Raw genomic sequence first — 20,904 nt, 5'->3', positions numbered from 1 at the left:
TGGTACAGCATGAGGTTGGTAAGATTCCTCTCTAATCGTTGACACTCCGCTTAGGTTAGCTCAATCTCCAGAGATGCCAGGGCATCCTCCAAAGGATTCATCTTACTTGCTCCATTAACCTGGAGCCGTAACTCCAGGTTAATGGAGCAACTACGCCAATGCAATTTGAGCCGAAGCCGCACCTCGTTGCTGGACTAACTCAACCACGCGATCGACGACCTGAAAATCGGAATCTTGATAGTAAAGTTGATGGGCAAAATCATCTCGTTCTGGAATTACGACCAAATTGGAAATTTGTAGCATCGTTTTACTTCTATCTCTCTGCTGGATAAAGCATTGCAGTAAAAGTCACCCAGGGAGCAGTCGCAAGGAAATCGCGCATCATTTGCTCATCCGTAAATTTCTTCCCTAAGATTCGCCCTTCAAACACAACCGTCACTTCATTAGTTTGAAAGCACCAGGGTGCCACCAATAGCCGTGTTGGATCACCATCAATCGGTGACAACGTTAAAGTTATTGCCTCCCTTGCGGCTGGTACTTCCACAAACTGTCGTAGTTCGGTTATGCCCATACAAATGGTGAGAGACAGTGCGTCCAGCGTCGCTACAAGGCGTTGATTTCGGAAAATTGACTCTGGTGTGACATAGGGTGCGTAAACAGAGTCTTGTTCTAAGCGCTGGATCAACTGCCCCTGAAATTCCTTCTCTTGTTGCAAAAAGGCTTCGACAATTCGTCTTGAGTCGGACGATCGCTGCCAATGCGTAAACCGCTCGTACAGCCCTGTGCCATGCAAGGAGACCAGCAGTGCCACGTACCGTCCCATTGGCATTGCCAATTGTTTTGCCCCTGCCCAGAGTTGGGTGTGAACTTCCGGTGCGACCTCATTGAAGCTATGGGGATAGCCTGTATCAGGATTAAGTGTTGGAGCAGATTCCCAAGGTATCCAACCGATATCATGCTGTTCTGCCCCTAAACAGACAGCTTCGTAAGGTGCGATCGCGCCAAACATTTCATTCCCCCACACGTGAGCCATTTGTCCCGAAACCCAGGCATGGGTGGGTTGAGTAATACAAATTCGATTTTCGCCCAGCAGCCGATACAACATGGTTGCGCCTATTTAAACAACGCTTCTGTTCAAACTCTAGCCGTCAGTAAAACGAACATCCTCATGCTAAGGGGTAGAACTATGTATTTATACTTGAAATTCCCCCTTCCACCAAACCTTAAACTCCGGCTCACACGATTGGGCACTCTTTAAGTCAGGTAAGCGATTCTTTTTGATCTTATGCGTTTCCTCCTCCTTGACCTCCCCATTCTGCTGATTAAAGGACTATTAACCCTGTTGGTTTTTCTCACCCCTGTCCTGGGTGTGTGGTTAGCATCCTCCCTGGTGGCGTATACAAATGGTCCAACCTGGTTGGCAGTCCTCTCCGGCATTCTCCTGTTTCCCCTGCTGCCGATCGCCTGGGATTTATGGGGTAGAAAACGGCGCAAGTTGAAGCCACGTACTTTAACTTGGGGCGATCGCATCATTCTGCGAACCCTATTGCTCAACCTAATTTTTTTGGTTTGCCTGCTGGCACTACGTCCCCAAACCTCATTTCTAGCCCTTTCAACGCGGGGCGACTGGATATTGGATGGCAGACAGGGACCCCAAATTGAACTGGTACGGCGATCGCTGTTCAAATTGGCAAACGGACTAGAGTGGTTGTATCTGGCAGTTCATCAGAATCCCTACACGCAGTATGCCGACACCAGAGATATTCGCCCGACTCCCCAGCCTGAAGTTCAACCCTCTCCACAGCCAACCTCAAGCAGTCAAACTTCTCCACAACCGCAGCCTACATCACAACCTGCTCCAATCCCCTCTACAACCCGTCGGGCAAACCTGTGGTCAGTTGATGCAAGTATTCATCCTGCGGTTGCTCGAATGCCACCAGGTGTTGAAACCAGTATCGCAGCGGTTGCCCAATACATCTCTCAACAGGAAAAAGATCCGTTTCTACGAGTGAAAGCATTACACGATTACGTTGCCGATCGCATTGCCTATGATGCTCCGGCTTTCTTCGGACAAGTTCCTCGTCCACCCCAGGATGCGGAAACCACCTTTCGCACCCGCAAAGCGGTCTGTGCTGGATATGCCAAGTTGTTAGAAGCTTTGGGGCAGGCGATCGGGGAAGAGATTGTGTATGTGGTCGGTGATTCTCGCAGTCAGATCAGCGACCTGAATGGTAGTGGTCATGCTTGGAATGCGGCGAAGATTGAAGGAAATTGGTACTTGATCGATGCCACCTGGGACAGCGGCTACGTGAATGCCTCCGGTTTCACGAAAAAATATGGCACTAGCTACCTGTTTCCACCGTCAGAAGTCATGATTGTCAGCCATTTCCCCGATGATGCCGCTTGGCAGCTTCTATCCCAACCTATAACTCGTGGTGATTTCCTGCGGCAACCGATGCTGCGTCCCAACTTCTTTGCTCAGGGGTTGAAATTAATTTCACCGACGCGATCGCAAACGGACATTCGGAGCAACGCGGTGATTCAACTAGAAAATTCTGGGCAGCGCTGGTTGATGGCAAGTTATGGAGTCAAAGGGAGTGGGCAATCCCAACACTGCGCCCAGCAGACGAGTCAACAGCCCCAGTTGTCCTGTGCTTTACCTGGTACTGGAACTTACGAGGTGCAATTATTTAGCGGCGATCAGCAGTATGGACAATATGAGTATGTTGGACAACTGGAATTTAACAAAGGGTAGCGATCGCCCCGTTGAACTACAACAGGAGTACTTTTTTAGAGAAGTCATGGAGATTTTTGCTCTTGTGTTGATGTAGAAGTGAGGCAATTTCTAACTATTGACGCTGCTGCTTCTACCTCTCAACAGAACTCAGTCAGGAACTTACTTCGTTAGACTTGTTACAAAGGTTAACAAAGAGAGATTTCTGTCATGGGTTCAAATTTATTAGAGGCGACGAGCACCTATTGGCGCAAGTTGAACCAACTGGATGCGGCTTATCAACGGGGAGAGGTATCCCTTGAAGAAGTCGATGCTCAAGTAAAGGTGCTGATGGCAGAACTGGGGCAAGCTCGCAAAGAATCTTTCAGGTATTTCGTGAACGGACTGCGGAACACCTGGCATGAGCAGCGGGAGTTGTTTTTGGGGGTGTCCCTTCTGGGTGTTTTGGCGTGTACCTGGTTAGTATTGCCGTTGTAGCAACGCTTCAACTCTTTGCCATTGTTCCTGGGTCACTTCAAAATTTGTACTCCGGGGAGTCCGAAGCACTGGCAACTTTCGCAAAACTGGGTCGTGTTGGAGCCAGGACTTTAGCAGCGGTGCATCCAGAAGTTTTTGAGTGAACTCGACCGGAGTATAAAACCTGCCGATCGCTCGCATGGGTGTTGTCCAGTAGGCGAGATCTGGTGGACGATCCAGGAATTGAGGTAGTTCAAGCACACGAGCGATCGCATAAATTCCCGCTTGCTTTCCGGCAATCCAAATCAGGACTTGGTCGTCAACTGTAATTTCATCGTTGTACCGCGTGACGAGCCAGTAGAGAACTAACAATTCTCGAATGCTGGTCAGAATTTGGCTGTATTTAGGGTTGGCTTGAAACAACCAGTATGCCATGTCGGTTTATGCCGCTTCTGCAAGTTGGACTTACCATTTACTCCACAATACTCTCGTTGGTCTGAGATGCCAGTTTGAGGGCATGTGCCAGACTCAAAACGTCATGCTGCCATTCGGGTAGAACCAGAGTCATCACAATCTCTTCCAAACTGTTGACCCAGCAAAAAACGATCGCGCCCCAGAGGAACATCGGTTGGCTGAACCCAAATAATCCAACGACAGCAACAAAAGAGTTGTTGGGAAATAGCTTAGAGTTCAGTTAAAATTCTGACTTTCTTGGTTTCTAAAGTAGTTTTCATGCTGCCATCAAGTAGAAATTCCATAATCCAGCCGCAGTCAACATTAAATGATCGTCAAACGCCTCAATGCGATTACGATAAACCGCACTGACTGCACCATAACGTTTGACCCCAGCAAAGGCATTCTCACAAACGACACGCGATTGACTCAAAGCTCGATTGTCAGCCTTTTGCTCTGGGGTTAATTCGCCTCCCCTCGTTTTTTTATGCGGAATGCGAATGTTGTCATACTGCTTCTGAACTCCGAGAAACCCCAAATCCAGTTCAACGGGAATCTCATCGGGCACACCGCCCACGATGTCGTCTTCGTCGTGGAACTTTTTATCATGCAGTTTCCCTTCCCGTGCCTTGCTTAACACCAATACCCGCTTGCCTTGGTCTACGGCTGCGAGATGTTTACGAGTATGCCGTTTCTTTTTACCGGAGTAATTCAGCTTTTGTGCTTCCGGGTTTTGAGGACGGGCAATGGGACGTTCGGTGCCATCCACCATGACTCGCTTCACACCAGGAAATCGCTCAACAAACGCCTCAACGCTCGTCAGTTTGCGTTCTGGCAATGCCAGCTTTTCACCCAGGGTAGCCTCGAGAATCGGTTGTAAACGATGCATCCAGTAGTGCGCTTGGGCGCGGTCAATCTCAAATAACAGTCCTGCCAAATCAAACGTAGGGTAGCTTTTGAAGTAGAACAGGATATAAAACAATTTGTCCCGAAACGTGCGTAACCGAGCTTTACGTCCACCTCCCAGAGCACGTTGGCGAGGTTGTTGAAGTTGTATTTGCTCATAGACCCCACTGAACGGTGGCAAGAGCGCATCAAACGCTTTCCGGTTCAACCCAATCATTGCCCGGAGCAGTCGGTCTTGCTTCAATGCCCGTTCGATGTTCAGCATTATCCTATCTAATCACTAACTTGCTATTTCGCCTTATTCCCAAACAAGTCTAAAGAGAGAAATGCCCCAAACCTTTGCGGTGTAGGTATGAAAGCTGGGAAACTTACCAAATTTAATCAGGCTGGTTGCAAAAAGCGTTACTTGGGGAGCGATCGCCCACAGTAAGGGCATTTGAAATTGCATCACAACATCGGTAGTGGACTAGACCTGTAGAAACAGGTAACAATCAAAAGGGTAGTTGTCTGGAGACTTGAATATGGTGCTTGAACCGATTCTTTGCCCAACCTGCGGAAGTAACGATGTCGTCAAGCATGGTCAATCAGGTGAAGGCAAGCAACGCTACAAATGTCGCAACTCCCAATGTTCTCGCTCTACTTTTATTCGCGACTATCGGTATCGTGGATACCTCCCAGAAGTGAAACGGCAAATTGCAGATATGGCAGTCAACGGGAGTGGGATTCGAGATACCGCCCGTGTTCTCAAGATTAGCCGCACAACGGTGATTGAAACGCTAAAAAAAAGACCGTCACCTCAAAGCAATCAATGAAGCTCGTTTGGCAGAACTTGAACCGACTCAAACGATAGTGAAACTGTGCCAGTGGGAAGATCTGGAGGCTGAAGCTGACGAAATGTGGAGTTACGTCGGTTCAAAGAAACAGCAACGGTGGTTGTGGCACGCCATTGACCATCAGACGGGTGAAGTGTTGGCGTATGTGTTGTCTCATCATCAAGACAGTGCTTTCTTGGCACTCAAAGCGTTGTTAGAACCCTTTGGGATTATGCAGTTCTACACCGATGCTTGGGGTGCTTATGAAAGACACCTCGATCCAAGTCTACACAGGGTGGGTAAACGCCATACTCAGAAGATTGAGCGCAAGCATCTGACCTTACGCACCCGAATTAAACGGTTGGCTCGCAAAACCATTTGCTTTTCCAAATCCATCTGGTTGCATGATGTCGTCATTGGATTGTTCATCAACCGCTATGAGTTTGGCTTAAATGTTTAGATTTATTCCACAGGTCTAGTCCATTACCGTCTGCCCAGCTATCTGCCTGTCTTAGCCCCACGGTGCTACTGCCAAGTTTACGAGCAATCACGCCGTCAAAAATGTCAGAAAGCACAGCGATTGTATAGCCCACCACGAAGCCAATATCCGTTTTGCCATCCAGGGCATCGAGCAGCAGGAAGGGAGCAAGCAGGAACCGGAGTCCAACTAGAAGCCAGGGGATAGTCGTCCATTTCAGCATGATGTTTTCATAATTGATGAAACGTAACTACACCCCCTTTCGGGGTAACTACGGGAATGGAAGGTCATCATTCGTCATCGGAAAATGCCCACAAATCATCGCGTGATCATACCCTAGAAGATAAGGCTGTTGCTTGCCCCGTCGCCCTGATGACCTTGCACGAATCATGGTAAATACCGTTCCTCGATCGCTCAACGGTCCTCCCAAAACCTCCATCTGGCAGCGTCGCCTGTGGGGATTGCGCTTCTTGTTTCAACCCCTGGAAACGATCCAGGCACGCTGTCGAGCTTATGGAGATAATTACCGTGTGTCGCAGCCTGATGCAAAACCTGCCCTGGTTTATTTCAGCAGCCCCCAAGCGTTGGAAGCCATTTTCACGGCAAAGCCTGAGCAGTTAAGCGCCGGACGAGGCAACCAGATCCTCAAAGAACTGATTGGGGAGCGCGGGATTGTGTTGCTGGAGGGAGCCGCACACCAGCGGCAGCGGCAGCTTTTGATGCCTCCTTTCCACGGTGATCGGATGCGTTCCTACGCTCAAGTAATTGGGTCTATTACAACCGAAATCATCCGTTCGTGGAAGGTTGGCACAACCTTTGCAGTGCGTCCGGTGATGCAATCCATTTCCCTCCAGGTAATTTTGCAAGCCGTTTTTGGATTGGAAGGAGGGGAACGGTGTGAGCAATTATGCCAAGCAATGAGCCAGATGCTAGATGGATTTGGCTCTCCGTTGGGTGCCATGTTTTTGTTCTATCCGTTTTTGCAGAAAGATTGGGGATGGAGTCCCTGGGGACGGTTTTTGCAACGGCGACAGCAGGTGGATGACCTACTCTATGCTGAGATCGCCGATCGCCGAAATCAATCTAATCTTGAGCGATCGGACATCCTGGCACTGTTGATGGCAGCCCGTGATGTCGAAGGGCAGCCCATGAGTGATGTGGAGTTGCGGGACGAACTGATTACCCTGTTATTTGCTGGACATGAAACGACTGCTTCTGCCTTAGCCTGGGCGCTGTACTGGATTGTCTCCTTGCCAGATGTGCAAACCAAACTACTGTCAGAAATCGATGCTTTTGACAGTGATGCTGACCCGACTGCGATCGCTCGGTTACCCTACCTGCACGCCGTTTGCCAGGAAACACTACGCCTGTACCCGATTGCGCTCAGTGCCTTTCCACGTGTGGTCAAGCAGCCCATTGAGATTGCAGGCTACCCGTTGGAACCAGGAACAGTGATCATGCCATCAATCTATTTGGCTCATCATCGTGAGTCTGTGTATCCAGAGCCGAAGCAGTTTAGACCCGAACGTTTTCTGGAGCGGCAGTACTCGCCCTACGAGTATTTGCCCTTCGGTGGAGGCGATCGCCGCTGTATTGGTGCTGCCTTTGCCCTATTTGAAATGAAGCTGGTGCTGTTTAAGGTTCTATCCAGGTTAGAGTTCTCACTAGTCGATTCCAGACTGATTCGCCCAATTCGCCGCGGCATCACCGTTGCCCCATCCAATCATCTCCGTATGAAGGTGATTGGGATTCGTCATCCTGTCGTGAGTGACTGAACTGCGTTTTGCACTACACCAGTAGATAATGTTTGGACATTAACTAAAGCTTATGAAGTTGAAGTATCGACGCTTGGGGCTATTGGTATTGGCAATCCTGCTGATTGTCTTATCTTGGTTTGGAATTGCTGTCGCCCGATCGGGGTTAGAGGTGCGATTGCTTCAGCGAGAGGGCATCCCCTTACTTTACCTGGCTCCTCAAGGGGCAAAGGCAGTCCCAGGTGTGTTGGTTGCTCATGGGTTTGCAGGTTCCAAACAGTTGATGCTGGGCTATGGACACGTACTGGCTCACGCAGGCTATGCCGTCATGCTGTGGGATTTTGATGGACATGGCGCAAATCCTACTCCGCTGAAACAGTATGAGACGCGCCGAGCACTTGAACTGGCGATGAGATCGCTGCTGGAACAACCCGAAGTTGACCCGACTCGATTGGCGCTGTTGGGGCACTCGATGGGCAGCGGCATCGTGATGAGTGAAGCGATTGTTGATACCAACCGCTTTGCTGCAACCGTTGCCGTGTCTCCCACGGGAGCCAACGTGACACCGCAAACTCCGCGCAATCTTCAGCTACAGGCAGGCAGTGGTGAGGGCAGGTTCGTGGCGAATGCTCAACGAGTTCTCGCCCAAGCAGGCGGAGAAAATGCCAATCTAGCAGCGGGTCGGGGGCGAAAACTCGTTATTATCCCCGGTGTGGAACATATCACCATTCTGTTTAGCGATCGCAGCCATCAAGCAGCCTTGAGCTGGCTCGATGCGACGTTTGGTAGAACCCATGAAAGTAACTATGTCGATTTGACAAGTCAACGCTATCGCGACCGTCGTATGGGGTGGTATGGTTTACATCTGCTGGGCTGGCTGCTGGGATTAGCGGCACTCGCTCCCCTGATGACAGTCTCCCAAGAATCAACCGTCAGCATTGCTGCGATTCGGCGTTGGACAGGCTTGCTCCTGGCACCTCTGGTAGCCGTAGTTGGGCTGGTGCTGCTCAGCCAGAACTACAGAATTGAAGATTTGGGCGGAGTGCAAGTGGGTGGGGCAGTTGGAGTCTGGTTTCTGATTGCAGGCTCAACCTGGCTAGGAGTGCTTGCCCATCTGCCGCGTCCGACCCTTCGCGCTGTTGGGTTAGGGATTGCCCTGTTTGTCATCCTCTGGGTTGCCTTTGGCGCAATGGCTCAGGTGGTCTGGCTACAGTGGTGGCTGATTCCGATTCGGTTGAGGCTATGGTTACCGCTGGCGATCGCCTGTTTCCCCTGGTTCTTAGCAGCGGGAATCGTGCAGCAGAATATTGGGGTTGGCAAACGCATTCTCTGGTGGCTGGGACAGAGCGTCGTTTTGATTGGCGGCTTCGTGTTGACGCTCAACTTTTTACCTCAACTGGGATTCATGTTTTTGCTCTTGCCACTATTTCCGCCACTGATGGGGATCTTGTCTCTGGTGGCAGGTTTATTGAATCGAGCAGGGGTTTATGCGATCGGCTCTGCTCTATTTTTCGGTTGGCTGCTGGCAGCAGGTTTTCCTCTTTCTGCCTGACCTGTGTACTCTCAAATTCTCCCTTGGGAACCAGTCCCTCTTGCAGCGATTTGGTTACAGTAAGAAAGTTATTTCCGTGCCTCAATGCAGTCTTTCACTGTACCTGTTGTTCTTTTGTCCTTGCTACAGGGCTGTGCCTACCCTCAGCCTCCCATCTCAATGAGTGATTCACCTGTCCCTGCTTGTTCTGGACTCTCAACAACCAGTGTTGATTCAACTTCTGGTCGTTTGCAGATGGTTGAATTCAAATTGAGTGACTACCAATGGCAGCATCGGACTGTGCTGATCTTCGCGCCTTCAAAGCGTATACCTGTTTACCAACAACAAGTACAAATGTGGCAAGCGGATCGAGCCAATGTAAACGAGCGCGACCTCAAGTTGGTGGAAGTGTTGGGAACAGGAGAGAGTCGAGTTGATGGGAAATTCCTCAGCGCAGCATCAGTAGAGAGGCTCAGACAACAATTTGGTGTTCCCGTTGAGGAGTTTGCGGTGATTTTAATTGGTAAAGATGGGACAGAAAAACAACGGAGTCAAACTCCTGTTGATGTGGCTGTGCTATTTCGTACGATTGACGCGATGCCAATGCGTCAGCAAGAAATGCGCTCCCGACAGTAACCTAACGGAAGGATGACGCTCATGCGATCGCTGCAACTACACTCTGGACAAACCGTTCCTGTGCTTGGCATGGGCACCTGGAGAATGGGCGAGAATGCCAGCAATCGACAGACTGAAATTAATGCCTTGCGTCACGGCTTGGATCTGGGACTCTCTTTGATTGATACTGCCGAAATGTATGGAGAAGGTGGAGCCGAAGAGGTGATTGCCCCGGCGATCGCTAATCGCCGTTCTGAAGTCTTTTTGGTCAGCAAAGTCTACCCGCATAACGCCTCTAAAAAAGGAGCAATTGCCGCCTGTGAACGCAGTCTCAAACGGCTGCAAACGGACTACCTGGATCTCTACCTGCTGCATTGGCGTGGTTCTGTGCCTCTAGCAGAGACATTGGACGCTTTTCAAACCCTTCGGCAGGCGGGAAAAATCCGCAGCTATGGGGTGAGTAATTTTGATACTGAAGATATGCAGGAAGCAATCCATTTGAAGGGTGGGAACACGATTGCCACAAATCAGGTACTCTACAACCTGATGCGACGGGGAATTGAGTTGAACTTGTTACCCTGGTGTCGGCAGCAAGGGATTCCGATTATGGCGTATTCCCCCATTGAGCAAGGACGGTTGCTGAACAATCAGACGCTCAAGGCGGTCGCTCAAAATCGTGGAGTGACAGCGGCTCAGGTTGCGATCGCCTGGTTATTACATCAAAAAGATGTAATCGTAATTCCCAAGTCCAGCCGCATTGAGCATGTAGAGCAAAACCGCGCTGCCCTGGATTTGAAATTGACTGCTGAAGAACTGGCAGCCCTGAATGCGGCTTTTCCACCACCCACTAAACCTGTTCCACTAGAAATGTTGTGATGCTTCAACGACCCTAGTGTTAATGCCTATTTGGTTGTAGCTACGTTAGCTTAGACACAACCGTTTGTGAATGGGCGTATTTCAGCAGCTCATGCCCCCCCAAACTCGGCGCACTTTTTTAGCCACAAGTTTCGCGATCGCAGGCGGCATTGTCGGCAGGCATGCCCTCAGAGAGAACTCGACGGGTGGTTCTGCCAACTCCGCTCAAACTCCGCCCTCCGGTTCTATGCCAGAGCGGGAATTGGGACAGACCGCGGCATCAAGGTTCTGATTCTGGGATTAGGGGGTGCTGGTCAAACGCCGCTATCACGGCAGAACTTGGAGGCTGCTGCCGTTTCCATAGTTGAACGAGCCTTGGCGTTGGGCATTCGCTACTTTGATACCGCCGCCAATTACGGTCCCAGTGAAGACTACTTGGGCAAAGTGTTACCCGCTCATCGTCAGCGGATTTTTCTTGCCAGCAAAACCGATGCTCGCGATCGCGATGGTGCTTGGCGAGACTTGGAGCGATTGCTCAAGCGCCTTAAGACTGATTAGACTTAATCGGAAATAGAATAGGATGCGAAAAAGATAACGCAAGTCGAACGGAACCAGCGATGTTGAGCTATAGCAAAGTTCAAGGTAAGCCCTACGTGTTGCAAAGTCTCACGGGATTAAAGCCTGCGGAATTTGAGCAATTGCTGGAAAGCTTTGAGGTGGCATGGCAAGAATATATCGAACGGGAATACATTAAGCGACCTCGTGCCCGTCGCTATGGGGGAGGACGACACGCTGAGGTGTCCAGCAGTGCAGACAAACTGTTATTTATTTTGGTGTACTTCCGAGTGTATCCCACCCAAACGGTGCAAGGGTTTTTGTTTGGGATTGGACAAACCCAAGCCTGGGAATGGATTCACAAGTTGAGCCGAATATTGAATCAAGCATTGGGCTATGAGAAACAATTACCGGAGCGAGAACCCGCACGGCTAGAAGCGGTGTTAAGGGAGTGTCCCAGTTTGGAGTTCATCATCGACGGCACTGAGCGCCCGATGAATCGGCCAAAAGACCCAGAGCGCCAGCAGGATTATTACAGTGGCAAAAAGAAGCGTCATACGATGACCAACAATATCATCAGTGAGCGGGGGGGAAAGGTTGTGTTTTTAAGCGACACCTACTGTGGCAGTGTGCATGACAAAGCCATTTGTGACGGCGAGGAATACCAGTTTCCACCCGGCAGTACCTTGTGGCAAGACAGAGGGTTTCAAGGGTTTGCACCCCCTGGAGTGACGATTAGACAACCGAAGAAAAAGCCTCGAAACCAGCAGTTAAGCGACCAAGATAAACACCACAACCGGGAGATTTCCAGCGAACGAGTCGAAATAGAACATCAAATCAGTGGCATCAAACGCTGCAACATTGTGGCACACAAGTTTCGCAACCGAACTGGCTATTATGCGGATGATGTGATGGAAACTGCCTGCGGACTGCACAACTTTCGGCTCACTCATCGTCAACTCACCCATCCTCAACTCAAAACCGCCTAAGCTTAAAATTGCTAGAAGTACTCTCTTGTCGTGCTTTCTAGTGCTTCGCTATTTCCAATAATGTCTATTACTTAAACCTGTGGCAACTGCATCATGTCTCGTTCACCCAAGAACTCGACACCATTTTGAGTAAAGCGGGAGCCATCCATGCGTTGGAAGAGGCAAAGAGACAGAAGCTTGTGGGTTTGGCAGCACTACCGGACATCATGACCCTGCGGTGATTGCCGCTGGGTTGGGACGCTATCCCTTCGATATCATCCTGGTTGCTTTTAATGCGGCTGACAAACATCATCCCCGTCCGTTTGCTTCAACCGTTCTACCTGTAGCTGGGGCACGTCGGGTCGGAGTCGTGGCGATGAAGGTGCCCGCTTATGGACGGCTATTTAACTCTGGGGCATTAGCGGGAATGCATCTGGCAATGGGCTACACCTTGTCGCTACCAGGCGTGCATTGCTGTGTCATTGCGGCTGCAACGGTGGCTCAACTGGAACACATGTCACCGTTGCCCGTGACTTTAAGCCATTGGTGAAATCTGAAATGGCAGCGATCGAGCAACGCACTGCAACGACTTGGCAGGAAAACACCTTCTTTCGGAGTTGGACGTAAGCTCTAACCTCACCACGGCAGCACTTCACCATTGGCGTGCCAGAAGGTGCCTGTGTTCTCCAGCGTTAACTGGTCAATCCGAGCCAGTAATCCCTTAACAGACTCCTCTGGCGTAATGCCATTTGCTATAAAGTTTGTCATACGAGTTTGCACTAAACCGGGATGGAGAATTGCCACGGCAATCCCGCGCGGTTTCAGATCGTGAGCCAATGATTTACCCGCCATCGACAATGCCACCTTCGACATGCGGTAGCCGTAGGAACTGCCAGAAGTATTGTCGGCGATCGACCCCATCCGACTAGTCATTAGCACAATTTTAGAGCCTGATTTGAGATTGGGCAGAAGTGCATGAGTCATCCGTAAAGCACCCAAAGCGTTGATCTCAAACTGTTCTCGAATGCTGTCAAAGTCAAGGTTCTCCATCGTCACCCGCTGAATGATACCCGCATTGTTAATCAACACATCAATTGCCCTCTCCCCCAAGCGACTTTGCAAATCTGCCACTGAAGCATCGGAGGTAATGTCAATCCCCTCCTCCACTTGTATGCCTAGCTGCTGCAATTCCTGGGAGGCACTACGACAAACCGCAATGACGGTCTCTCCCCGCGCTTGCAGTTGACGGCAGTATTCGTAACCAATGCCTCGATTGGCACCCGTAATCAAGTAAGTTGCCATGAAAACTTCAATCATTCGTTAGAGTACCAGTGTATCTCTATTATCAGGAGTGATTCGGTCATGTCCGATCGCCCCTATGATGTCGTTCTTTACGGTGCCAGTGGTTTCGTTGGCAAGCAGACGGTGCAATATTTTGCCAACCATGTCTCCTCTAAACCAATGCGGTGGGCGATCGCGGGACGAAACCGTCAAAAGTTAGAAGCCGTTCGGGACGCAGTTGGTGTAACCGTGGATGTGCTGGTTGCCGATAGCCAAGATCAATCGGCGATCGACGCGATCGTCTCTCAAACACGAGTGCTACTGACTACTGCCGGACCGTTTGCTCTTTATGGCAATGCCTTAGTGGATGCCTGTGTTCGCTTCAAGACGCATTATGTAGACATCACTGGAGAAACACCTTGGGTCAGAACGCTGATTGATCGCTATCATGCTCAAGCAGCAGCAGATGGCACTCGCATTATTCCCTGCTGTGGCTTTGATTCTGTCCCCTCAGATCTCGGCACCTACCTGGTTATCCGTCATCTACAACGAGAATGGGGGATGCCCTGCCAGCAAGTGAATGCCTATTTTCAGATGTCCGGTGGTTTTAACGGCGGCACCCTAGCCTCTGCTCTCAATCTCTACAATTCAGCAGGGGTAGCGCAGATGAATGAACCTTTCCTGCTCAATCCGTCCACATCTCAGATTCAAGCTCAGAACGATTCTCTGCGCGACGGCAAAGCTGAACGCGATCGTGACCCGCAAATACCATCCTTTGATTGCAACCTCAACACCTGGATTGCGCCCTTTTTCATGGGACCTGTCAATACTCGCATCGTCCGCCGCAGTTCTGCATTGCATGAGGAATGGCAGGAACCCTATGGACCCGGTTTCACCTATCAGGAGTATCTCAAGTTTGATGAGCCATTGGCGTGGCTAAAAGCAACGGGTGTTACCGCAGGACTCGCCTTATTTACGGGAGCTTTGAAACAGCCGCAGGTGCGATCGCTCGTGCAACCCATTCTGCCTCAACCGGGTAGCGGACCCTCTGAGCAAACCATGAACGAAGGCTGGTTCTCCTGTGAACTGGTGGGCACTGCTGTGGATGGACGCAAGATGCGGGGGCTGATTCGAGATCAGGGTGACCCTGGCAACCGGGCAACGGTCAAATTTGTGTGTGAAGCTGCCTTGAGTCTGGCTCTGCAAACGGATGAGTTGCCCGGTGGTCAAACACGGGGAGGTATTCTTACACCAGCAACCGGATTGGGGGATGTTTTGGCAGAACGATTGCGTCGGGCTGGGATGACGATAGAGATGAACTCGTCGTCATGAATGAGCAATTGCCCCAGTTCACTCATCACATTGTCGATTGCTTGTAGTCGGTTGAAGGGATTGTGGCGATCGCTTTGGGAGGCTCAAGGGCAAGAGGCAACCATACCCCCAAGTCAGATATATCCCTCATATGTCACTCTAGTTAAAGTAAAATCCAGGCAAAACGCTGAAAGTCTTTCACCGACTGCTGTCTGGTATATACGCTTCATTGTCAAATGTTTTGAAATATCGGAAATAAGCTGCGTATGCTAAGACTCAAGCCGTATAGAAGCTTCAGCATTTTTGATTAAATTTGCTTTTCCGAAAGTGATTCAAGAGGGATATAGCAACGGACGGAAGACTTAGGACAAGGGTCAATTCACAAAGCTCACGGGTGTTGATGTTCATCACCAATCTGTCCTAACACACCCGGCGACAGCTATAGATCTAGGGCTTTATTACCAGCCAGAGAACCTACCGGATCTCCTTGCTCTGAATCGCCTCGCCTCTGAACTGGACAACAGCCATCGTACAAACCTGATCGCTCCAGTTGTGACTGAGCACATTATATTGCGCCATTTCCAAACGACTTGCGCTTTCTCCTAAAGGCTGAAACCGTTACACAGCAGCAACTTCAAGTTTTTTAGAACTTGCACACCCCCATCAACCCTAAGAGCAAATGAGTTACGCAAAATTATTCTCTAGGGGTAGGATAGTTCCTCAGGCGAAAATTGCCCTTTTTAGACGCTTGCAAATGAGTTGCGCAGAATTTCGGTCACTGAAGCCATTGATGCAAAAGGGTTTTAGGCTTCCTTGAATTCGCAATCGCCAGTCAGCAGCATAAAATCAGATGTCTCTGAAAATTGCCCTTCTATAGGGCGAGTGAGTTAGTCCAATAGGTGGTGACGGGTAAGCAGTTGGCAATCTGCCCGGTATGGTGCATCCAGGTCTGTAGTTGGTCATAGTAGTCAGTAGTCATCGTAAAGTCATAAGTGAAACAGGGAACGGTTGCCTGATAGATGGCTCGCCCGATCGCATCGTCAGCGTAGGCTCCTGTGTGCTGGTTATAAATTGCCTGTGCCGCTTCGGGCTGCTGATGGATGAAGTCAATGCCTCGTCGGAATACCTTTAGGAAAGCCTGGAGTTCTTGCCGTCGCTGTTGCAATAACTCTGGAGTCGTGATGAAAATGAGTTGACAGAAATCTGGAATGCCCCAATCCTTAAGGGCGAAAAACTGAGCATCATAGCCCCGAAGCCGAGCTTCAATAACTTCAAAGTTGTAGAACGCTAGCGTTGCACAGTCTGCTTTGTTGTCAATGAGTGCGTCTGTGTGGAAGAAACCATTGTCTACGGAGGTGATAGCATCATCGGTGAACTGACCGCCATCCGCCTCGATCATCGTTTTAGCGATCGCCTTTCCTAAAGCTGAGGGTGCGCCGGGGTATTGCAATCGCTTGCCCAACATATCTTTGGGGCGCTCAATCCCTTGCCCTGCAAAGTACATGACCCCACCATTGGTGTGTAAAAACCGTGCCCAACCAATGACCGGATGACCGTTACTGCGATCTTCAACCAGATGCACTGGCTCCGTAATGGCAATATCGAGCGTTCCGTCCTGGATCTGGACGATCGCATCAATGTGTTCGGATGGTTCAACTAATTCCAAATCGATATCTAGATCTGCAAACCATCCCTGCTTCAACCCTACCAGCAGAGGCACATGGTCTGGATTCAAAAACCATTCCAATCCCAAGCTTAACTTAGCCATTAGCCGCCAACTTAAATTTATAAGATCGAAATTGTATTTCTAAAGCTTACCGTCTTCCAAACCCCTGACCTCGTAGAACCTATGACTAAGCCCTAAGTACAGGACAAAAGCTTGTGAAAAGTGAGTAGAAGAGGGTTTCATGAGAATTACCACATTCGTCCATAAAACCCTCATGAATCAGGTTACTCTACTTCGAGATGCTTTGCGCCCTCGCTTAGCCTGGCATGGAGCAAGATTAAGCTTTTTGGCTGCGTTTCTCATTGCTCTGTTGCAGGTGAAAACGGTGAACTTTTCCGAGTTGGCTACAGGCTTCAGCGGTAAGACACAAATCGATTCACACTACAAACGTCTGCAACATTTCTTCCGCTCCTACGAACTCAATTACACTGAGATTGCGCAAACCGTTGTTGTTCTGATGGATATTCCAGAGCCTTGGACCCTATCGTTGGATCGAGCGGAGTGGCGCTTCGGCGATTGTGTTTTCAACATCCTGATGCTCGGGGTCGTTCATGAGGGCGTTGCCTTTCCCCTAGTTTGGTGTCTGCTCGACAAGCGAGGCAACTCTAACAGTGATGAACGCATGCGGTTATTCAACCAGTTACTAGAACGATTCGGTGAACAGGAAATCACTTGTCTGACGGCTGACCGGGAGTTGGTGGGCAAAGACTGGTTTGAGTATCTGCTGCATGATCCACTGACACCCTTTCGGATTCGCATTCGAGAGAATCATAAACTGAGCGATGGTCGAGGTAGTCTCAAAGTCAAGCTTGCCTTTGGTGATTTAGCGGTGGGTCAAACCAAGATTTTGCGTCACAAACGACGTTTATGGGAACATTGGGTCTATATTGTGGCGTTGCGCTTAGAGGACAATTCATATGAAATCCGGCTAAGTAGTTATCGTTAAGCATTAGCTTCCTGCCACCAGTGAAAATGAGTCAGACCTCGAATAAATTCGTGCTGTTTAAGCAGTGCACAGCAGCGGTCACAGAGTACTTGTTCAAGGTCTTCAATCTTCTCAAAGATACGATTTACAATCGGTTCATCCAAAATTGACCACAGGCGTTCTGCGGGCTGTAACTCAGGTGAATAGGGGGGGAGAAATTCCAGGTGCAAACCTTCGGGTAATACTACCTTGTCACTCGTGTGCCAACCCGCTTGGTCAACGCTCAATAAAACATGTTTGTGCTGACCCAATCCAAAATGCTGAGCAAAATCTGCTAAGACTCGATTGAACAAGTCGATGTTGACTTTGGGCATGATCCACCAGTACGTCTCGCCGGAGGCAGGATGAACAAAACCGTAGACCCAGACCCACTCATAACGCCACTGCACTTTAGCAATTGGGTTTTCCCACCAAGGCACCCAGATGCGCCGCAGCACGGGCTTGAGACCGATTCGATGTTCATCCATTGCCCAGAGTTGAATCTCTGCCTGAGGATACTGCTGACGCAACTGCTCTACTCGCACGGGCAGTTTTTTTTCCAGGCTTCCTGTTCTTGCGGGTCTTGCTGCTGATGCTCAGGGCGCGGCACTCGCAGGCGAAACTCCATCTGCTTGAGGTATTCCCACCCTCGCTGAGGCGACACTGGACGCTCGAGCACTCGACTCATCCAATCGGCAACCTTGCGTCCATTCCACAAGCCGTTTTCAGTCGTAGGCGTTGCAATCGCTTGCAGGAGTTGGGCTTGTTGAACTTCATCGAGTAAAGGTTCGGCTCCACAATTGTGCTGCCGACCATCCCCCACACTTGCTTCTCCCTTTCGATTGTAGCGATTGGCTATCACCCGTATCCAGCGCAACGAATACCCTGTCACCTCGCGCACCTCTGCCGTCCGCTTGTCCTTCGCCAGTAGCCACAGAATTTGGTACTGACTACGTTCGATCCCCTCTTTCGCTTGACGATACCGCTCCTCCAATTCTTCACAACTGAGATGAGGCTCAAGGGTTAGGCGTTTGGGCATAGGACTTTCTAGGCTAACTTTATGCAGTAAGTTTACACCCGGATTTCATATCACTCTTGGTGTTTGCAACCTAAAGTGCTCCTAAATCTGCCATCACCGATTACGCCAAACGCTGGTCGTACGCCTGTGGCGGGGCGAAGCCCTATGAAACATTATTCGGCATGTTCAAAACGCGTGGGTTTTGCCTAGAATCGACTCATCTAACGGATGGGGAGCGACTGAGCAAGCTCCTAGCATTACTCTCATTAGTTCTGTGCTGGGTTATCCTTACCTGACAATGGTTGCATGAACCCAAGCCATTGATGATCAAAAAACATGGACGCAAAGGGCATTTGTGCAAATTTCGCGGCAAAATGCAGCCCATTACAGAGCAGCTTCAGGAAGCAACATTATGGATCAGGATCTGCCTTTGGTTGCGAATGGTGCAGGCAGTGTTGGCAATGTGATTAGTCGGTTGGGGATTTCTATCGTCAATGCCTATGGGTGTGAAAGTGGTCATGTTCACGCTCCCAACGAGTGGCTCAATCGCAAGACCGTTAAGCCAGTGTTTCAGACCGACTGTGTGAGTTTGATCCAATTCTGCCTTGACGGTGAAGCTTGAGACAGCAACGACCAACCAGCGCGATCGGGTAATTGTGCGGGTTATGGGCGATCGCCTCACTCTCCATCATCAGTCATTTCAAAACTCAGAGGAACCATATTTCCAGTCATTGTCAATCCCAACCACATAGGTTGCTGTGGACGGATCAGTTGACCCGTAATGGCGCATCGCTGTTCTTGCTGGGCAACTGCCCTAAACTTCGCTCGAATATCTGATATGAAAAACATCGAGGGATAGGAGGGCAATGCGAAGCCGTTCTCCTTTTGGGGTAATTGCCAATTTCCATCATGCAGTAACTCGTCTAGTCTCGCCTGTCGTTCTACAAACCGCCAGAGTACATCTCGGATGAGGGTTTGATACCCCTGCTCTCCAGAGATTTCTCGCAATCGCTCTTTCAGTTCCGGTTCCAGTCGGATACTCGTGACCTGCATTTCCGAAGTGCTACCCCGTTTGCGTGTATCCATAACCGAACATCCTAAATTTCAATCAAGGGTGGACAATCTGATACTACAAATGTAGTATGTAAACATTCGGATTTGTAATACAAATACTACAGCCTTCCATGATACGCATCCTTCACGCCACCTTAGCCAGCGCCATGCAGTGCCGACCTCAATACAGTCTAGGCAGAGCAGCGGCGCTGTTCGCGTTTGAGGGGACGTATCGGTTTAGCGGCGGTAAATCCGTCAGTGAAAGCATTGATAGCAACATCGCCGGACGACTCAATCCGGATCAACTGACTAGCAGCGGGAGGTGCAGGGCAATCCTGACACCGACATAGGGAAACCCATAGCCACTTCCCAACCCCCGCTCCTGGTGCTCAGAGGCGGGGGTTATTTTTTGAGGAGAAACTCATGCAGACCGAGCAGCGACAGAAAATTCCAATACTTCAGAACCAGGTGGTGGTGTTTTCTAAGAACTACCTGCCCCTGGCGCGAATCAACCTTAAACGGGCGATCGTGCTTCTGGTTACCGGACAGGCAGAGACTCTAGAGTTTAGCAGCAGCCAGCAATGGGAAGTACGCTCGCCCAGTGTCGTACTACAAATTCCAGACCACATTCGTTTGACCAGCGGCAATCCAGAGCGGCATTGGAAAGTGCCTCCAGTTAATCGTCGGGAAGTCTTTCGCCGCGACAACCACGCCTGTCAGTACTGTGGCAGTACCAAGCATCTGACGCTGGATCACGTCATTCCCCGCTCAAAAGGCGGAACCCATACTTGGGACAACGTGGTGACCGCCTGCGAGAAGTGCAACTCGGCTAAGGGCGATCGCCTCCTGCATGAAACCGGAATGGTGCTCAGAACCAAACTCAAAGCACCGATGCATCCTGCGATCACCTTTGCTGAACAGTTCTGGAAAGAACAGCAACCTGTTGACACCTGACCTCAACCAAGAAGGAGGCAAGACCGATGTTGAAGCTGAACTACACCGATGTTGGGCTGTTTATGGAGCGGACCATGACCAACCCTGAACTGTTGATTGCCCAGCGAGTCCTCCTGGCGGTGCGGTTAGGGCGATCGATCCATGTTGAACCCAGTCGTGCTTCCTTTCTATTACCTTCGGATTTGCCCGCACTGGAGGGGCTGGAAATAGCGTTGCAGCAGGAATGCAACTCCACCGCAACTGTCTTTCCTGTCGATAACGATTTTGTAGAAGTTAACTTCAGCGGTAGCTGGGTCGCTGAGAGCAAGGACGCTCACGAAGGAATGTTCTTGACGGTGATGAGCGATCGCACCGAGTTCTTGATCTACAAGTTGTGGCAGATGAGCGAAGCCCACATTTCCTCTCCGGCATAGTGAGCAAATCCAGCGGGAGAGAGCGATACAAGTATTTTTTAAACAGTCGTTCTCTCCCGTCCCAAAG

General features: G+C 50.1%; 22 protein-coding genes and 6 pseudogenes. 18 read left to right on the top strand and 10 right to left on the bottom strand.

Features of this window, described 5'->3' with window-relative positions; all coding sequences use genetic code 11:
• Positions 1-150: 150 nt before the first annotated feature.
• Positions 151-303, bottom strand: a complete 153-nt coding sequence (locus JOY44_RS28160; RefSeq protein ID WP_171576740.1) for a hypothetical protein — start codon at positions 301-303, stop codon at positions 151-153.
• 10 nt (positions 304-313) lie between these two features.
• On the bottom strand, positions 314-1,105 hold the full coding sequence (locus tag JOY44_RS28155; protein WP_171576739.1) for a DUF3891 family protein: 792 nt from the start codon (positions 1,103-1,105) through the stop codon (positions 314-316).
• A 180-nt stretch (positions 1,106-1,285) separates the two neighbouring features.
• On the opposite strand from JOY44_RS28155, the gene JOY44_RS28150 reads away from it, so the two are divergent.
• Together JOY44_RS28150 and JOY44_RS28145 are read left to right on the top strand one after the other, a co-directional pair.
• Positions 1,286-2,755, top strand: coding sequence for a transglutaminase domain-containing protein (locus tag JOY44_RS28150; protein WP_171576738.1), 1,470 nt, complete (start codon positions 1,286-1,288; stop codon positions 2,753-2,755).
• Between the two features lie 189 nt (positions 2,756-2,944).
• The gene (locus JOY44_RS28145; RefSeq protein WP_171576737.1) at positions 2,945-3,211 is read left to right on the top strand and encodes a hypothetical protein; all 267 of its coding nucleotides are present in this window, start codon (positions 2,945-2,947) and stop codon (positions 3,209-3,211) included.
• On the opposite strand, the gene JOY44_RS28140 is transcribed toward JOY44_RS28145, so the two are convergent.
• The 3 genes and pseudogenes from JOY44_RS28140 to JOY44_RS28130 form a co-directional block, all read right to left on the bottom strand.
• Entirely contained in the window at positions 3,194-3,625 is a 432-nt protein-coding gene (locus JOY44_RS28140) for an EVE domain-containing protein (RefSeq protein WP_171576736.1), read from the bottom strand. The genes JOY44_RS28145 and JOY44_RS28140 overlap by 18 nt on opposite strands.
• A 295-nt stretch (positions 3,626-3,920) precedes the next feature.
• The gene (locus JOY44_RS28135; protein WP_171572443.1) at positions 3,921-4,814 is read right to left on the bottom strand and encodes a transposase family protein; all 894 of its coding nucleotides are present in this window, start codon (positions 4,812-4,814) and stop codon (positions 3,921-3,923) included.
• Between the two features lie 54 nt (positions 4,815-4,868).
• Positions 4,869-4,991, bottom strand: a pseudogene (locus JOY44_RS28130) (CDP-diacylglycerol--glycerol-3-phosphate 3-phosphatidyltransferase); the annotation flags it as partial.
• A gap of 79 nt (positions 4,992-5,070) precedes the next feature.
• On the opposite strand from JOY44_RS28130, the gene JOY44_RS33145 reads away from it, so the two are divergent.
• Positions 5,071-5,821 (top strand): IS1 family transposase gene (locus JOY44_RS33145; RefSeq protein WP_415881097.1). Its coding sequence is split into 2 segments (ribosomal slippage): positions 5,071-5,340 and positions 5,342-5,821, totalling 750 coding nucleotides; the frame shifts between segments, so codons are not numbered across the junction.
• A gap of 28 nt (positions 5,822-5,849) precedes the next feature.
• Here JOY44_RS33145 and JOY44_RS28120 read toward each other — a convergent pair.
• Positions 5,850-6,062, bottom strand: a pseudogene (locus JOY44_RS28120) (CDP-alcohol phosphatidyltransferase family protein); the annotation flags it as partial.
• A gap of 166 nt (positions 6,063-6,228) precedes the next feature.
• Between JOY44_RS28120 and JOY44_RS28115 the strand changes: the two are divergent.
• The 7 genes and pseudogenes from JOY44_RS28115 to JOY44_RS31875 all read left to right on the top strand — a co-directional run.
• Entirely contained in the window at positions 6,229-7,614 is a 1,386-nt protein-coding gene (locus JOY44_RS28115; protein WP_171576760.1) for a cytochrome P450, read from the top strand.
• 52 nt (positions 7,615-7,666) lie between these two features.
• A complete protein-coding gene (locus tag JOY44_RS28110; RefSeq protein ID WP_242541924.1) occupies positions 7,667-9,145 on the top strand; it encodes an alpha/beta hydrolase in 1,479 nt (492 codons plus the stop codon).
• A 159-nt stretch (positions 9,146-9,304) separates the two neighbouring features.
• On the top strand, positions 9,305-9,760 hold the full coding sequence (locus JOY44_RS28105; RefSeq protein WP_171576734.1) for a DUF4174 domain-containing protein: 456 nt from the start codon (positions 9,305-9,307) through the stop codon (positions 9,758-9,760).
• A gap of 21 nt (positions 9,761-9,781) precedes the next feature.
• On the top strand, positions 9,782-10,615 hold the full coding sequence (locus JOY44_RS28100) for an aldo/keto reductase (protein ID WP_171576733.1): 834 nt from the start codon (positions 9,782-9,784) through the stop codon (positions 10,613-10,615).
• 91 nt (positions 10,616-10,706) lie between these two features.
• Positions 10,707-11,149 (top strand): annotated as a pseudogene (locus tag JOY44_RS28095) (aldo/keto reductase); the annotation flags it as partial.
• A 62-nt stretch (positions 11,150-11,211) separates the two neighbouring features.
• Positions 11,212-12,138 carry a transposase family protein gene (locus tag JOY44_RS28090; RefSeq protein ID WP_197985628.1) on the top strand — a complete coding sequence of 309 codons (927 nt, stop codon included), beginning with the start codon at positions 11,212-11,214 and terminating at the stop codon, positions 12,136-12,138.
• Between the two features lie 59 nt (positions 12,139-12,197).
• Positions 12,198-12,744 (top strand): annotated as a pseudogene (locus JOY44_RS31875) (hypothetical protein); the annotation flags it as partial.
• 9 nt (positions 12,745-12,753) lie between these two features.
• Here JOY44_RS31875 and JOY44_RS28080 read toward each other — a convergent pair.
• Positions 12,754-13,419 carry an SDR family oxidoreductase gene (locus JOY44_RS28080; RefSeq protein ID WP_171576758.1) on the bottom strand — a complete coding sequence of 222 codons (666 nt, stop codon included), beginning with the start codon at positions 13,417-13,419 and terminating at the stop codon, positions 12,754-12,756.
• A gap of 60 nt (positions 13,420-13,479) precedes the next feature.
• Between JOY44_RS28080 and JOY44_RS28075 the strand changes: the two genes are divergently transcribed.
• Positions 13,480-14,730 carry a saccharopine dehydrogenase family protein gene (locus JOY44_RS28075; protein ID WP_171576731.1) on the top strand — a complete coding sequence of 417 codons (1,251 nt, stop codon included), beginning with the start codon at positions 13,480-13,482 and terminating at the stop codon, positions 14,728-14,730.
• A 62-nt stretch (positions 14,731-14,792) separates the two neighbouring features.
• Positions 14,793-14,876: a nucleotidyltransferase domain-containing protein gene (locus tag JOY44_RS31870; RefSeq protein WP_242541931.1), complete on the top strand. Its 84-nt coding sequence runs from the start codon at positions 14,793-14,795 to the stop codon at positions 14,874-14,876.
• 704 nt (positions 14,877-15,580) lie between these two features.
• Here JOY44_RS31870 and JOY44_RS28065 read toward each other — a convergent pair.
• Positions 15,581-16,477 (bottom strand): ABC transporter substrate-binding protein, encoded by an 897-nt coding sequence (locus JOY44_RS28065; RefSeq protein WP_171576730.1) that lies wholly within the window; start codon positions 16,475-16,477, stop codon positions 15,581-15,583.
• Between the two features lie 139 nt (positions 16,478-16,616).
• Between JOY44_RS28065 and JOY44_RS28060 the strand changes: the two genes are divergently transcribed.
• Complete coding sequence (locus tag JOY44_RS28060) at positions 16,617-17,381, top strand: hypothetical protein (RefSeq protein ID WP_171576729.1); 765 nt, start codon at positions 16,617-16,619, stop codon at positions 17,379-17,381.
• Here the strand turns inward: JOY44_RS28060 and JOY44_RS28055 are convergent.
• Positions 17,378-18,438: pseudogene (locus tag JOY44_RS28055) on the bottom strand (IS630 family transposase). The gene JOY44_RS28060 and the pseudogene JOY44_RS28055 sit on opposite strands and share 4 nt — an antisense overlap.
• A gap of 92 nt (positions 18,439-18,530) precedes the next feature.
• On the opposite strand from JOY44_RS28055, the pseudogene JOY44_RS28050 reads away from it, so the two are divergent.
• Together JOY44_RS28050 and JOY44_RS28045 are read left to right on the top strand one after the other, a co-directional pair.
• Positions 18,531-18,710 (top strand): annotated as a pseudogene (locus JOY44_RS28050) (hypothetical protein); the annotation flags it as partial.
• A 119-nt stretch (positions 18,711-18,829) separates the two neighbouring features.
• Complete coding sequence (locus JOY44_RS28045) at positions 18,830-19,039, top strand: hypothetical protein (RefSeq protein ID WP_203032205.1); 210 nt, start codon at positions 18,830-18,832, stop codon at positions 19,037-19,039.
• A 56-nt stretch (positions 19,040-19,095) separates the two neighbouring features.
• On the opposite strand, the gene JOY44_RS28040 is transcribed toward JOY44_RS28045, so the two are convergent.
• Positions 19,096-19,503: a hypothetical protein gene (locus JOY44_RS28040; protein ID WP_171576727.1), complete on the bottom strand. Its 408-nt coding sequence runs from the start codon at positions 19,501-19,503 to the stop codon at positions 19,096-19,098.
• Between the two features lie 98 nt (positions 19,504-19,601).
• Between JOY44_RS28040 and JOY44_RS28035 the strand changes: the two genes are divergently transcribed.
• From JOY44_RS28035 to JOY44_RS28025, 3 genes are all read left to right on the top strand, one after another.
• Positions 19,602-19,820 carry a hypothetical protein gene (locus tag JOY44_RS28035; protein ID WP_203032204.1) on the top strand — a complete coding sequence of 73 codons (219 nt, stop codon included), beginning with the start codon at positions 19,602-19,604 and terminating at the stop codon, positions 19,818-19,820.
• Between the two features lie 73 nt (positions 19,821-19,893).
• Positions 19,894-20,424, top strand: coding sequence for an HNH endonuclease (locus tag JOY44_RS28030; RefSeq protein WP_171576725.1), 531 nt, complete (start codon positions 19,894-19,896; stop codon positions 20,422-20,424).
• A gap of 26 nt (positions 20,425-20,450) precedes the next feature.
• Positions 20,451-20,837 carry an alr0857 family protein gene (locus JOY44_RS28025; RefSeq protein ID WP_171576724.1) on the top strand — a complete coding sequence of 129 codons (387 nt, stop codon included), beginning with the start codon at positions 20,451-20,453 and terminating at the stop codon, positions 20,835-20,837.
• Positions 20,838-20,904: the final 67 nt, after the last annotated feature.

Source organism: Leptolyngbya sp. Cla-17 (assembly GCF_016807185.1).
GTDB lineage: Bacteria > Cyanobacteriota > Cyanobacteriia > Leptolyngbyales > Leptolyngbyaceae > ULC077BIN1.
The sequence above is the reverse complement of the archived record's forward strand: the minus strand, read 5'-3'. Positions and strand labels throughout refer to the sequence as shown.